The 14,647-nt window shown below is 64.8% G+C and carries 10 protein-coding genes; 3 read left to right on the plus strand and 7 right to left on the minus strand.

The window, feature by feature from the left end:
- Positions 1-3 precede the first annotated feature (3 nt).
- The 7 genes from BDOA9_RS16785 to BDOA9_RS16815 form a co-directional block, all read right to left on the minus strand.
- A complete protein-coding gene (locus BDOA9_RS16785; RefSeq protein ID WP_025035113.1) occupies positions 4-2,490 on the minus strand; it encodes a GAF domain-containing protein in 2,487 nt (828 codons plus the stop codon).
- Positions 2,491-2,585: 95 nt separating this feature from the next.
- Positions 2,586-4,256 (minus strand): thiamine pyrophosphate-requiring protein, encoded by a 1,671-nt coding sequence (locus BDOA9_RS16790; RefSeq protein WP_256375425.1) that lies wholly within the window; start codon positions 4,254-4,256, stop codon positions 2,586-2,588.
- A gap of 71 nt (positions 4,257-4,327) precedes the next feature.
- Positions 4,328-7,165, minus strand: a complete 2,838-nt coding sequence (locus BDOA9_RS16795) for an ATP-binding protein (RefSeq protein WP_244521483.1) — start codon at positions 7,163-7,165, stop codon at positions 4,328-4,330.
- Positions 7,166-7,391: 226 nt separating this feature from the next.
- Complete coding sequence (locus tag BDOA9_RS16800; protein WP_025035116.1) at positions 7,392-7,811, minus strand: putative quinol monooxygenase; 420 nt, start codon at positions 7,809-7,811, stop codon at positions 7,392-7,394.
- A 73-nt stretch (positions 7,812-7,884) separates the two neighbouring features.
- Positions 7,885-8,718 (minus strand): VOC family protein, encoded by an 834-nt coding sequence (locus BDOA9_RS16805; RefSeq protein ID WP_025035117.1) that lies wholly within the window; start codon positions 8,716-8,718, stop codon positions 7,885-7,887.
- A 30-nt stretch (positions 8,719-8,748) separates the two neighbouring features.
- Positions 8,749-9,762, minus strand: a complete 1,014-nt coding sequence (locus BDOA9_RS16810; RefSeq protein WP_025035118.1) for an aldo/keto reductase — start codon at positions 9,760-9,762, stop codon at positions 8,749-8,751.
- A 48-nt stretch (positions 9,763-9,810) separates the two neighbouring features.
- Positions 9,811-10,566 (minus strand): alpha/beta fold hydrolase, encoded by a 756-nt coding sequence (locus BDOA9_RS16815; RefSeq protein ID WP_244521484.1) that lies wholly within the window; start codon positions 10,564-10,566, stop codon positions 9,811-9,813.
- A 336-nt stretch (positions 10,567-10,902) separates the two neighbouring features.
- Here BDOA9_RS16815 and BDOA9_RS16820 point away from each other — a divergent pair, with 336 nt between their 5' ends.
- From BDOA9_RS16820 to BDOA9_RS16830, 3 genes are all read left to right on the plus strand, one after another.
- Entirely contained in the window at positions 10,903-11,838 is a 936-nt protein-coding gene (locus tag BDOA9_RS16820; protein ID WP_025035120.1) for a helix-turn-helix domain-containing protein, read from the plus strand.
- Positions 11,839-11,921: 83 nt separating this feature from the next.
- Positions 11,922-12,386 carry a (2Fe-2S)-binding protein gene (locus BDOA9_RS16825; RefSeq protein ID WP_082847830.1) on the plus strand — a complete coding sequence of 155 codons (465 nt, stop codon included), beginning with the start codon at positions 11,922-11,924 and terminating at the stop codon, positions 12,384-12,386.
- A gap of 1 nt (position 12,387) precedes the next feature.
- A complete protein-coding gene (locus BDOA9_RS16830) occupies positions 12,388-14,643 on the plus strand; it encodes a xanthine dehydrogenase family protein molybdopterin-binding subunit (RefSeq protein WP_025035122.1) in 2,256 nt (751 codons plus the stop codon).
- Positions 14,644-14,647: the final 4 nt, after the last annotated feature.

Raw genomic sequence — 14,647 nt, forward strand, 5'->3', positions numbered from 1 at the left:
GGCTCAGCGGCCTGCATCCGGGAAGCTGCTCTTCCGCGGCAGCCGGATCGTGAACTCCGTGAACGTGCCGAGCTCGGTTGCGACGTCGATCGTGCCGCCGTGCTGCTTCACGACGATGTCGTGGGTCATCGACAGCCCGAGACCGGTGCCTTCGCCGGCCGGCTTGGTGGTGAAGAACGGATTGAACATCTTCTCCTTCACATCGTCGGCAATGCCGGTGCCGTTGTCGCGGATCGTGATCTCGACGTCGTCGCCGCGATCGCGCGTTGCGGCGATCACCGTCGGCTCGTAACCGTCGGCCTTGCGCCTGGTGACCGCGTGGAAGCCGTTCGAGATCAGGTTCAGCAGCACGCGGGTGATCTCCTGCGGAAACACTTCGGCGTGTCCGGCCGCGGGATCGAGCTCGCGCTTCAGCGTGACGTGGAATCCGGGCTTCTCGGCGCGTGCGCCGTGATAGGCGAGGTTGAGGCTCTCTTCGACCAGTGCGTTGATGTCGCTCAGTCCATGCTCGCCGCCGCCTTCGCGCGAATGCAGCAGCATGTTCTTGACGATGGAATCGGCCCGGCGGCCGTGCTGCACGATCTTGCCGAGATTGTCCTGCAGAAGCCCCGTCAGCTCGTCGACCTCGCTGCGGACATCCTCGGGGAGAGGGACCGGCGTGAGCACCTCGTTCAGCTCCTCGGTCAACTCGGCAGACAGCGAGGCAAAATTGTTGACGAAGTTGAGCGGGTTCTTGATCTCGTGCGCAATGCCGGCCGTGAGCTGGCCGAGCGAGGCCAGCTTCTCGGTCTGGATCAGGCGGTCCTGCGCGGCGCGGAGATCATCGAGCGATCGGGCGAGCTCGCGGGTGCGGGTCGCGACTTCGTTGAACAGGCGCGTGTTCTCGACCGCGATCACCGCCTGGTCGGCAAAGGTCTTGAGCAGGTTGACAGCCTTGTCAGGAAAATGACCGGGCTCGCGCCGCGTCACGGCGATGGTGCCGATCGCAACGCCGTCGCGCAGCATCGGCACCACCAGGATGCTGCGATAACCGCGGGTTCGCGCCAGCTCCTTCATGGCCTCGGTGAGATCGGGCTCGTTCTGCATGTCGCTGCGGAAGGCAAACTCGCCGCTCACCGCCACCCGGCTGTGAATGCCGGACGACGACAATGGGGTCGGAAATGAGCTCAGCAGATCCGCGTTGCCGGCCTCATTGTCGGTCGTGAAGGCGGCCAGGTGCAGCATGCCGTCGACAACGCGGGTGACGGTGGAGGAGTGCGCTCCGATCAGTGCCTTGGCGCTGTCGGAAATGGCCTGAAACACCGGCGTGACATCGGACGGTGAAGCTGCGATCACCTTGAGAATGTCGGCGGTCGCAGTCTGACGTTCCAGTGCTTCCCTGGTCGCGTTGAACAGGCCGACATTCTTGATCGCGATCACGGCCTGGTCGGCGAAAGTCTGCAGCAGCCGCACATGGTGGTCGGCGAAGTTGCCGGTCGCGCGGCGCGTCGTGATGATGATGCCGATGGCCTCGCCCTCGCTCATCAGCGGCGCGAACAGCATGCTCCGATAGCCGCGGGCCCGCGCGATGTCGCGCGCGGCCGGCTCGAGCTCGGTGTCGGGCAATTGCGCCGCGGCACCATTGGCCACGAGCCGGTAGGGCGGAAACTGCGCGAACGGCACCGGGAACGAAGCCTGGAGCACGCGGTCGCCCGTGGGATCCGTCGGCGTGAATGCCGCAAGGTGCGCGGCGCCGTCGATATAACGCAGCACCGCGGTGGAGAAGCCGCCGATCAGCCGGTTGGCGTTGGTGGCGATGGCCGCGAACACCGGCTGCACGTCGGACGGGGAGGCCGCCATCACCTTCAGGATGTCGGCCGTCGCGGTCTGGCGTTCCAGCGCCTCTCTGGTCTCGTTGAACAGGCGTGCATTCTCGATGGCGATCACGGCCTGGTCGGCGAAGGTCCGCAGCAGCTCTACGAGGTCGGGCGCGAATGATCCCGGCTCGGCGCGCGTGACGCTGATCATGCCGACCGGCGCGCCCCGGTTCATCAGCGGCATGAACAGCACGCTGCGGAAGCCGCGCAGCCGCGCCAGCTCCCGGTTCAGTGCCGGGACCTCGGCCGCCTCGCTGTCGGGAAACTGGATCGTCTGGCCGTCCCGCACGAGACCAAAAGTCGGGAAGTCCGCGATCTTGCGTGGGAACGACGCCTTGAGCCCTGCGTCCGCCTCCGGGCTGGTCGGCGTGAACGCCACGAGGTGAAGCTCGTCGCCGATGAACTGAAGCACGGTGGCGGAGAAGCCGCCGAGCAGGCGTTTCGAGCTGGCCGCGACTGCCGTAAAGACTGGCCGCGCATCGGACGGCGAGGCCGCGATGGTACGCAGGATCTCGGCGCTGGCGCCCTGGCGATCCCGCGCCGTCGCAAGCTCGGCGCGCAGCTGCGCATTCTCGGCTGCGGCCGACCGCAATCGGCGCTCGAGTTCCTCGATTTCGTGCAATGCGGTGGTCATTCCTGATCCAGCTTGATGCCGCGGCGTGCGCGGCACCGGGCCGGATTATCACAACTTCTGCGGCCGGAGCCAGCCATGCTCCGCACCGATCCGCCTCACGTGCCGGGCCGCGACACTTCGGTCTCCTTGGCTGTGATGAACTCCAGCAGCACCGGCACGCCTTCCTTCGTCTTCTGGATGCCGCGCTTGATCGCGGGAACGATGTCCTCCGGCCGCGTCACCCGCTCGCCGTAGCCGCCGAAGGCGCGCGCCATCGCGGCGTAGTCGCCGGAGATGTCGGTCGAGCGATATTTTTCGGTCGAGATCGGCATCACCTTCAGCTCGATCGCCATCGAGAAATTGTTGAGCAGGATCGACATGATCGGGATGCGCTCGCGCACGGCGGTCTCGAAATCCATGCCGGTGAAGCCGATCGCGGCATCGCCCCAGACGTTGATGCAGAGCTTGTCGGGCTTTGCCAGCTTGGCGCCCATCGCAAGACCGAGGCCGTAGCCGAGCTGCGTGGTCTTGCCCCAGCCGAGATAGGTGAGGGGCTCGACCGATCTCCAGAACGGCGAGAGCTGGTCGCGCGGGCTGCCGGCATCGTGGGTGATGATCGTATTCTCGATGTCCACGGTGTGCTGGAGATCCCACAGCACGCGATAGGGGCTGAGCGGCGCGTCATTGCTGGTCAGCTTCGGCATCCATTTCGCCAGCCATTCCTTGTGCGAGGCCGCGATCTCGGCCGCGACGGCCGATGCGTCGCGGTCCGTGGTGACCGTCTTGCCGATCTCCTCCAGCAGCGCGTCGAGCACGAGGCCGGCGTCGCCGACGAGGCCGATCTTCGCTTCCACATCCTTGTTGAGATGATTGGGATCGAGCGTCGAATGGATGATGGTCTTGCCTTTCGGCATCGCGATGCCGAAATTGGTCTCGGTGAAGGAGCAGCCGATGCCGAAGATGACGTCGGCCTCGGCCAGAAACTTCGGCACCGCGCGCGGCACTGCGAGGCCGCCTGAGCCGAGCGAGAGCGCATGCGTCTCCGGAAACGATGATTTGCCGCCCAAGCTGGTGGTAACCGGGATCGCCAGCCGCTCCGCGAGCCGTTTCAGCTGGGGCCAGGCCTGCGCGTAATGCACGCCCTGGCCGGCATAGATCACCGGCCGTTTTGCATTCACCAGCAGGCTCGCGGCTTCCCTGACGTGAACGGGGTCGGCGCCGTAGCGGGTGCGCAGCACCGGCGTGTAGTTCAGCGGCTCCGGCACCTCCTCGTTCCACATGTCGGAGGGGATCTCGACGATGACGGGCCCGCCGCGGCCGTTCTTCAGCCTGGTGAAGGCGCGGCGGAAGATGTTGGCGACTTCAGTCGCGAGGATGATCGGCTCGGAGGATTTCGCGAACGGCTTCATCGCTTCGCTGGAATTGAAGTTCGGCTCGATATGCGCCAGCCGGCGCTGATAGCCCATCGGCAGCACCAGCACGGGGACGGATTCGCCGAAGCATTGCGCGACGCCGCCCATGGCATTCTCCGCGCCCGGCCCGTGCTGCATGCAGAAGGCGCCGATGCTGCGCCCCGACGTCACCCGCGAGATCGCATCCGCCATGTGGATGCCGACGCGCTCCTGCCGCACCATCACGGGCCGGATCTCGGCCTTGGCCGCATGCTCGATCAGATGGTTGACCGGATAGCCGCAGAGGATCTCGATCCCCTCGCGCCTCATGATTTCCGCAATGGCGGTGCCGAGCTTCATGGCGTCTCTCTCCTCAGGCAAAGCCGGTTGATCCAGCTTGTTGGGAAGAGAGGATCAGGAATTTCCGGAAGCGTAAAGCGGACGCGGCGAGCGTGGCGGTAGGCCAGCTATGCGTCGCGGGCGTGCACCGGCTCCATCCTGTGATAGTCGCCGCAGCCGCTCGCGGTCGGCCGCATGTGCTGCAGCAAGTGCTTGGCCGCAAGCAGATCCGGCGTCTCGAAGCCCTCTGTGAATTCGCTATAGATCGGCGAGAGCAGCCGGACAGCCTTGGATCTGCGGCCGGTCGCGGTCCAGTGTGCCGCGAGATCGGTCGCGATCCGCAACTGGAACGTCAGCGCGCCGATGGTGCGCGCCTCGGCGAGGGCCTGCTGGAGCCGCTTTTCGGCCCGCAGCGGCTCGCCCGCGTGGAGAAGGATCGCAGCGTCGACCCTCTGGAGCTCCGGCCGGCACCAGCGCTCGCCCTGGCGTTCCTGATGCTCGATCGCCCGCGTGATGGCTTGGCGCGCTTCCGCGATCCGCCCTCGCCTCAAATAGGCGCGGGCGAGGACCGCGAGATAGCTGCCGATCCGCATCAAGAACCGGCATTCGATCAGCTCGTCGATCGCGGCTCGAATATCCTCCACCGCGCGTGGATCGCCCCGCAGCTCGCGAAGGCATGCGGAGAAATAGCGCTCGACCGGAACCCAGCGTGAGATGCGCTCGCGTTCAAGGTTGCGACGCAATCGCTCAGTGTAGCTCGCGAGCCCGTCCAGATTGCCGGTTTCGAGCGCGACAGGAAGTGCGGCGAGCCCAAATGCGTTCGACTGCGACACCCAATGGCCACTGCGGTCGGCGGCGTCGACGGCGTCCTTGGCCAGCCTCGCCGCGTAGTCGGCCTCTCCTTGCATCCACGCGACGAAGGGCAGGTTGAAGCGGACGGTGATGAACCGGTAGACTTCGTTCGCGTCCTTGCGCGAACGGCTCTCTGCCAGCGAATAGGTTGCTGCGAGGCGATCGAGAACCGGGCGGCTCTTGCTCAACTCGCCGGCAAACGCGCGGGCCCAGGCGAGTGCGCGATCGGCTTCGGACGTTGCCGTGAGGTCGCGGTCGCGGTCGGCAAGCCCGGTGGCTTCCTCGAGATAGGTCGTGGCGCGCGGGACCTCGCCGATCTGCAACAGGTAGAAGCCGAACCCGACCAGCGCCCGCTGCTGATACTCGATGTTGCCGGCCCGCTTTGCAAAGAGGATGGCATCGAGCCAGGCAATCTCGTTCTCGTTCGACATCTTGCGGGCGTAGAATAGGCTCCACCCAAGCGCGCAGGCGAGTTTTGTCTTCGACAGATCGTCGCACGGGACGGTCTTGGCCAATGCGAGCGCGTCGGCATACCGCGCCTGCGCTTCCGACAGGATCGACGTCTCCGACCACAAGGTGATCGCCGCAACCGTGAGCCTGATCCCGAGCACGGGATCGCCGTGCTCACTGAACGCCCATGAGAGAGCGGCGCGCAGATCGGCGATGCGGCCGAGGTAACGTTGTGTCCAATCGGCCGGCTCGCGCCATTTCCACTCCTCCTCGGACCGTTCGAACAGCGTGAGGACGCGTTGGGCATGACGGCGCAGGGCCTGGTCGCAGGCAGGATCGGCGCGGCGCCGCTCGCCCGCATAGCGGCATGTGCTGTCGAGCAGGCGATAGCGGAGGCTCGCGCCATGTGCCTGCGCGCTCAAAAGAGATTTGGCAACGAGACTGCCGAGGCCGGTGACGACGTCGACCGGCGTGAGCCCTGCCGCTTCGGCGACGAAGACCGCGTCCTCGACCTCGAACGCGTCGCTGAACACCGAGAGCAGGCCAAACAGTCTGGCTTCCCGCTGCGACAGCAGCCTGAAGCTCCAGTCGATGGTCGCCATCAGCGTTTCATGGCGCGGCGGCGCGCCATCGGCGACGGGGGCACGAAAACCCAGATTCTGGTCGAGCACCTCCACCAATTGACGAGGATTGAACCTGCCGATCTGGGCTGCCGCCAATTCGATCGCCAGCGGGAGGCCGTCGAGCGCGTGGCAGATTGCGGCGACGGCCGCGCAATCATCATCGACGAATTGGTAGTCCGCCCATTCGGCGGCACGGCTGACGAACAATTGTACTGCCGGAAACCTGACGGCTTGATCGGCAGTCAGGGCATGACCGGGCTTTGGTGAGGCCAGGGAGCCGAGCCGGACGACGTGCTCGGTTGCGGTGCCGAGCGGTTCGCGGCTGGTCGCAAGCAGCCTGCACGGCGATGTCTCCGCCATGAACCTGCCGGCGAAGATCGTTGCGGCTGGCAGGACGTGCTCGCAATTGTCCAGAATGACCAGCATCTGCCGCGGTCTCAAATAGTCGATGGCCGCAGCCAGGCTGTTGCCCGGATTGCCCCTGATGCCGAGGGCCGTCACCAGTGCGGCGCCGAACAGCGTCGGGTCGGAGATCGTTGCGAGATCGACGAAGCACACGCCGTCGCGGCACTGTGGCGCAAGTGCCTGGGCGACAGCCAAGGCAACCGTCGTCTTGCCGATTCCTCCCGCGCCAGCCAGAGTCACGTGCCTGTTGCCGGTCAACAGGCCCGTGATCTCGTCGATTTCCGCTTCGCGACCAACGATGCCGCGCAGCAATGGCGGACCGGACGAGGGGACCGGTTCGGCGAGTGCGAGATCGTCGTCGACCTCGCCGATGCTGATCTGCACCTGTGCGATGAACTTGTATCCGCGGCGCGCCACGGTCGCGATGTAGACGGGCTCGATCTGGGTATCTCCCAGCGAACGCCGCAAGCTCCACATGTTGACCTTGAGATTGCTGTCGTGGAGGAAGGTGCCCGGCCAGGCGGCCGCCATCAGCTCGGTCTTGCTGACCAGCTCGCCGCAGCGCTGCACCAGCAGCTGCAAAAGCTCGAATGCGCGTCCACCGAGCTTGACGGGGCGCCCTTTGAGAAGGAGCAACTGGCGGCTGGGTATCAGTCGAAAGGAGCCGAAGCAGTAGGTGAGCTCCCGCCGGCCTGTGCCCCGTTGTCGTGTCTCCGTGGCAGCCCGCATTGATCATTGCCAATCGATCAAACCGATCGACTGGTATTATCATGCACCGCAATATTTTTGAAGGGAACCCTTCCGAGTTCGTACGATTTGCCGCAGGGCAATTGCGACAAAACGCGCGCGCGGGACGGTTTGGCTATTTTTTGGGCTTGCCGAGAATGGCCATGCGCATGACTTCGACGCCGCCATCGGCAAGTTCCGGAAGCTTGGCGAACCAATCCTTCACATAAGGCATCGCGTTGTGTGCGTCGAAGTCGGCCTGGCTGGCGAACACTTCGTAAAAGATGAAGTGGCCGGGCTTGGCGCGGTCTTCCTGAAGGAAATAGACCAGGTTCTTGGGATCGCTGCGGACCAGGTCGATCAGCGGCAAGGTGGCGGCGCGCAGCATGTCCTCTTTTCCAGGCTTGGCGCGCAAACGGGCCACCACGGAATATGCGCCCTCCGGAATCTCCCGATAGTGCACGCGCGGCGCTTCCTGAGCCTCGGCCGGAAGAGTCGCTGGCGCCGTAGCGGCGATCAGCAGGGCGGCAAGCGAGTTGCGGAGGAGAGTTTGCATGGTGAAGTCCTCGACATGTGATTGGATCGCAGAGTGATCAGCCAGGGCACTGACAGCCGCCCCGCACGAGAATCTAGCGCACGATCTTCTGTTGCCGTTTTGCCAAGGCCTCGCTGAAGCGCTTCTTGACCGGGCCGAGCGCCTTGACGAATTCGAGCTGCTCGCCTTCCGGTCCCTTGCAGTAGATCAGCTCCCAACCGTTCGAGGGTTCGGCTGTCACCCGGTTCGTGTTGGCGCTGCGGGGCGCGGCCTTGCGCTCCGCCTCCGTCATGACGCGGACGGTGCGGTTCGCTCTCACCTGTGTCATGCCGCGGCGCGCGGATTCGGCTTCGAGGTCGGCGATGAACTTGTTGAAGTCGACATCGTCGCGAACATGGAAGCAGATGTGCATCATGCGCGGAAAGGCCGGGCTCATATGCTCCACCGGTTCGGCGAAGCTCTTCGCGCTGCCCATGGGCTGATCAGCCTCGCGATATTGCAACAGCTCCAGTACCATGTTGTCGAACTGGATGAAGCGGACATCCAGCCGCTGTGCCCCGCTTCGCAAGTCGGGCACGCCGATGGTTCGCGGATTGACCCCGCGCGCATTCGCCTCGATCTCCTGGTCGGCCAGCAGCGTGTTCTGCACCCCGTCGCCCTGGAAGTCGCCGTGCCGGAACACCTCGGTGCCGCCAAGCACCTCCGTGTAGAACTGGTAGGCCCGCTCCATGTTCTGGACCGTCAGCCCGAAATGCTGGACGCCTTGAAGCCGCGCGCCGAGCGGCGCCTCGTCGCGCTCGGCATCTTGTGTCGCGGCCCGTGCGTCGATTGCCGTGCCGGCGACGAGGCCGGTGACGACGGCGGCGCCGGCGGTCTGAAGCAAGGCCCGGCGGTCCATGCCGGTGGCGTTGTCGGCTGCATCTGTCATGTCGCTCTCCTTGGTCTTTCGGTGGATTGGTCAATCAGCAACGGGAAGCGGAGCTGCGGGGCTGACCAGCCCCTCGGAGCGGAGCTCGCGCCAGAAGTCCGCCGGGATGGTTTCCTCGAGCGCAGCCCGGTCCTCGGCGATGCGCCCCGGGCGGCTCGCGCCGGGAATGACGGCGGCGACCACTGGATTTGCGAGCGCGAACTGCAGGCCGGCCGCTTTCATACTGATGCCATAGCGGTCTGCGATTGCCTTGATCCGCGCCACCTTCTGGAGGATTTCGGGAGGCGCCGGCGCATATTCGAAGTTCGGGCCGCCGACGAGCGCGCCAGAGCTGTAGGGGCCGCCGACGACGATCGCGAGCTCGTGCTCCGCGACCATGGGCATCACCCGCTGCAGCGCCCTTGCGTGGTCGAGCAGCGTGTATCGGCCCGCCAGCAGGCAGCCGTCGGGGCGCGGCTCTTCCAGCGTGAGCAGCAGCTCGATCGGCTCGACCCGGTTGACGCCGAGGCCCCACGCCTTGATGACGCCCTCGTCGCGCAGCCGGTCGAGCGCTCTGAAGGCGCCCTTGCGGGCGCTTTCGAACACCGAGAGCCACTCGTCGCCGTAGAAGTCCTGCGCTACGTCGTGCACGAAGACGACGTCGATGTGGGAGGTCGCGAGCCGCTTCAGGCTGTCCTCGATCGAGCGCAACGTTCCGTCCCGGGAATAGTCGTTCACGATCCGGTTCGGGCGTCCGTGCCTGAAGACGCCGCCCTTCTCGCCGAGATCGCGGGCATCGACATCCTCGATCTCGTCCAGGATCAGGCGGCCCACCTTGGTGCTGAGGACGTAGTCGCTCCGCGGTCGGCCGGCGAGCGCGGCGCCGATGCGGATCTCGGCAAGCCCCGCGCCGTAGAACGGCGCAGTGTCGAAATAGCGGATGCCGTCGTCCCAGGCCGCGTTCACCGTCGCGAGCGCTTCCCGCTCGGGGATGTCGCGGAACATGTTTCCGAGCGGCGCCGCGCCGAACCCCAGTTTTCCCGGCAGAATATCCTTGAGGGTCATGTTGCGAGTCCTTGGATGACAGGCACGGTAATGCGTGCGGGGTCCGCCTCAGTCGGTTGCGGAGCTGTCTGCGCTTCTGATGAACGCCGCAACCTCGCGCGGATGCGACAGCATCACCGCGTGGCTGCTCTTGATCTCCGTCACCTTCGCGCCCGATCGCTTGGCCATCATGCGCAGCAAGCTCGGGGGGATAATATGATCCTCGATGGTGACCATGTAATGGGTCGGCTTCGTCTTCCAGGCCACGCGCTCGACCTTGGTCTCCACCGCCTGCAACCCAAACGGCAATTGCGCCGAAGCCATGAAGCGGGCCGTTGCGGCATCGACACCGGCGGCGAACGCGGTCGGGAATTTATCACGTTCGACGAAGAGATAATTGCCCTCCTTGATCAGCGGACCCTTGTGCTCGCCGGGCGGCACCGGGAATTCCGACAGCGTGGCGACGGACTCTCCGACTTCGGGCGCATATGCCGCGAGATAGACCAGGCTGCGAACCTTCGGATTGTCGCCGGCTTCTGTGATGACCATTCCGCCATAGGAATGTCCGACGAGAATGACCGGATGCTGCGCCCTGGCGATCACGCGCTCGGTCTCCGCGACATCGTCTCGAAGCGAGATGGTCGGCTGCTGGGCGACGAGCACTTCATAGCCGGCTTTCGAGAGAATGTCGTAGGTGTCCTTCCAGCCCGAGCCATCGACGAAGGCGCCGTGGACGAGGACGATGGATACGGTCCTCTCGGCCGCAACCGCGGCAGAGGCCGTTGCGATCGACATTGCAGCAAGCGCAAAGATAAGCGACTTCATGATAGGCTCCGATCTCGATACGGCGACATTGCCGTTGACGAGCCTTTCACTAACGCAGGCGAGCATTGCGATATTTCCGATTCCTGCGCGATGACGGACGCATCTTGCTCATCCCGCGACGACACTGAGTTCGAAGCCGATCGTGCGCCGCTCCAAGTCGTTGCTTAATCTGTCTTTTACCTCTTTTAACCGCGCCGCCTCTGGACTTCGCCGGCGCGGCTTGTGAGTAATTCGCGATCGGCGTGGCAGTGACCGGGGCTGCAACTCACCACCGGATGGAATGATCGCTCGTGCGATACGGGGCCGGGAATCGCCGCAACTGAAGCGGAGGTCGTGATGGCGCTCGTGACGCATGGAGATCAGAAGTACAAGAACAGCGAGAAGCTCGCGGAGGCCAATGATTGGCCCGGGCTGAGCATCGAGCATCGCAAGTTCGAGGCGGGCCGTCAGGCAACGCCCGTTCCGATCTGCACCGAGCTCATCCTGCTGCTGTCGGGCGGAGGCATGGTGTGCCGCGCCGGCAACGGCGAAGTCCAGAAAAGCCTCGCGCGTCCGGGCATGAGTTATCTCGTGCCCGTGGGGACGCAGGAGAGCCATCTCGAGCTTTCCGACCGGATGGAATGTCTTCATCTCTATCTGCCGCCGGCGCTGCTGGACCACAGCGCACTTGCGGATTTCGACATCGACCCGGCAAGGGTCGAGATCGCCTACGCTCACGGTCTGGCCGACCAGGTGCTGTTCCACATCTGCTCGCCGCTTCGCGATCTGCTGCATCGCCCGCGCCAGCCGACCGACGCGCTGTTCGTGGAGGGGATCCAGGTCGCCCTCGCGGCGCATCTTCTGGGCAATTACACGATCGACCGTTGGCGCGCGCCCGACAAGGCGCCGACGCTCGACCCGCGGCGCCTGCAGCGCGTGCTGGATTATATCGAGGCCACTCTCGGCGGTGAGATCAGGCTCGAGGATCTGGCGGGCCAGGCCTGCCTCAGCCCCTATCATTTTTCCCGGCTGTTTCGCGAAGCGACCGGATTGTCACCGCATCGTTACGTGACTGATCGCAGAGTCCAGGCCGCGCGGCGCGAACTCGCGCGCAACCGCCTCTCCCTGGTCGAGATCGCCCTCGAGTTCGGTTTCGGCTCGCAGGCCAATTTCACGCGCGTGTTCAGGAAGGCCGCAACTCTCACCCCGGGCCAATATCGCGAATTGTGCGGCGGCGGGCCCGAGATGGAGACCGACCCCGGCGAGACCGCATCCCGCAGGATCTGCGCATGATCCCGCAGGATTCGCAAATATTCACTTGACGTGTATCGGGCAGTGCTGTTGCGGCGGCCAGCCAGGCTAAAGGATGTACCGACATGATCGAGCTGACAGTGAACGGGACCAAGCGCCAGGTGGACGTCGTTCCCGAGATGCCCCTGTTGTGGGTGCTGCGTGACGAGCTCGGCATCACCAGTGCCAAATACGGCTGCGGGGTCGCGCAATGCGGTGCCTGCACCGTTCACATCGACGGCAAGGCGGTGCGGTCCTGCCAGTCCCATATCGGCGAGGTCGCAGGCAAATCGGTCGTTACGCTCGAAGGCTTGCACAACAAGGACCAAAACCCGGTGCTGCAGGCCTGGATCGCGCACCAGGTGCCGCAATGCGGCTACTGCCAGACCGGCCAGATCATGCAGGCCATCTCGCTTCTTGGCTCGATCCCCAAGCCGACGGACGAGCAGATCAATCAGGTGATGTCCGGCAATCTCTGCCGCTGCGGCACCTATCCGCGGATCCGTGCGGCGATCCATGCGGCTGCTGCGAACAAGATGGCGGAGAAGTAAAATGGGCCACATGCAGACCCTTTCCCGTCGGGCTTTCGTTTTCGGCTCCGCCGCCGTCGCCGGCGGCATTGCTTTCGGTGCCTATAGCCGGGCCGAGGCGGCAGCGCCGAGCGCCGATGGCAATCCGCTGGCCGCCGGCCTCGGCCCGAACTCCGTGACCTTCAATCCATGGGTCGAGATCAGCCCCGACAGGATCACGCTGATCGCGCAGCACGCCGACATCGGCCAGGGCGTCGGCTCGGTGCAGCCGATCATGATCGCCGAAGAGATGGACCTCGACCCCGGCCAGTTCGAGATCCGGTTCGCTGAGCCGAGCCCGGCCTATTTCAACACCGGTTTCGCCGACGAGTTCGCGCCCTTCGTGGCCGCGGATCAAAGCCCTGCTGCGGAGGAAGCGCGCGCGGCCACGCTCGAATGGTTGCGCAAATCCGGCCTGCAAATGACGGGTGGATCGAGCACGATTCCGGACACCTATCACAAGCTGCGCGTTGCCGGAGCGGTCGCGCGCGAGACGCTCAAGGCGGCCGCGGCCAAGCGTTCGGGCGTCGCGATGGCCGATCTCCGCACGCAATCAGGCCACGTGATCCTGCCCAACGGAACCAAGATCGCCTATGTCGCACTCGCGGCGGAAGCATCGAAAATTCCGCCGGTGCTCGATGCGCAGCCGCGCGATCCGTCCAGCTGGCGCATGCTCGGCAAGCCGATGATGCGCCTCGACGTCCGCGCGAAGGTGATGGGCGAGCTGAAGTTCGGCATCGACCTGAAAACGGACGGCATGCTGTATGCGTCCGTCAAGCTGAACCCCGGCAAGGGGCAGCCGCTGAAATCGTATGATGCAAGCAAGGCGCAGTCGATGCCGGGGGTCAAGAAGATCCTCGAAATCAAGAACGGCGTCGCGGTGATCGCGACGAACAGCTGGTACGCGATGAAGGCGGCCGACGCCATCGCTTGCGAGTGGGCGCCTTCGGCCTATCCGGCCGAGCAGGCGGACCATTGGAAAGTTCTGGAATCCTCGTTCAAGCCCGAGTTCCTGGGCAAGGAGTGGAAGAAGATCGGCGACATCGAAGGCGGGCTGAAGACGGGCAAGCTCGTCGAAGCCGAATATCGCGCGCCCTACGTGGCGCATCAGCCGCTCGAGCCGCTGAACGGGATCGGCCTCGTCACCGACAAGGGCATGGAGATCTGGGTCGGCCATCAGAGCCCACGCTTCGTGCAATGGGTCGCGGCGACTGCGATCGGCCTCAAGCCGGAACAGGTCACCTTCCACAATCAGTGGACTGGTGGAAGTTTTGGCCATCGCCTCGAATACGAGAACGTTCGCGTTCTCGCCGAGATCGCCAATCAGATGAAGGGTACGCCGATCAAGCTCGTGTTCTCGCGCGAGGAGGATTTCCTTCAGGACATTCCGCGGCAGATTGCGATCGCCCGGCACCGCGGCAGCATCGACAAGGGCAAGATCCTCGCCGCCGATCTGCAGCTGGCTTCGACGACGCCGCTCAAGGGACTGCTCGAGCGTTCGGGCACGCCATCGAAGGATCCCGACGGGCAATTGGCCGCTGGGCTTTGGAACGTCTACTACGACATCCCCAATTTCCGGGCCACCAGCTACGAGGCGCAAGGGTTGTCGCCGAGCACGACGTGGCGCTCGGTCGGAGCCTCGACATCAGGCTTCTTCACCGAAAGCTTCATCGACGAATTGATCCATGCCGCCGGCCTCGATCCGATGAAGGCGCGCATCGCGATGTGCACCGTGCCGCATTATCGCAAGGTGCTGGAGACCGTCGCGGAGATGTCGGACTGGAAGGGGCCGCTCGGCAACGGCCGGGGGCGCGGCGTCGCCTTCGTCGAGTCGTTCGGGACACCGGTCGCCGAGGTCGTCGAGGTGACGGCGACGGACCGCGGCATCAGGATCGACAGGGTCTGGGTCGCGGCCGACGTCGGCAAGGTGATCGATCCCGTCAACTTCGAGAACCAGGTCCAGGGCGGCGTCGTCTGGGGGCTTGGCCACGCCATGAACTGCGAGCTCACCTACTCGAAAGGCGCGGCGCAGCAGACCAATTACAATCACCATGAGGCGATGCGGATCTACCAATGCCCGGTCATCGAAGTTCGCGGGCTCGAGAACGATCCGAAGGTGAGGGGCGTCGGCGAGCCGCCGGTTCCCCCCGCCGCGCCTGCGCTCGCCAATGCGATCTTTGCCGCGACTGGAAAACGCATCCGCGAAATGCCGTTCAACAAGTTCATCGATTTCGTGTGAGGCG

It is taken from the genome of Bradyrhizobium sp. DOA9, from assembly GCF_000617845.2.
Taxonomy (GTDB): domain Bacteria; phylum Pseudomonadota; class Alphaproteobacteria; order Rhizobiales; family Xanthobacteraceae; genus Bradyrhizobium.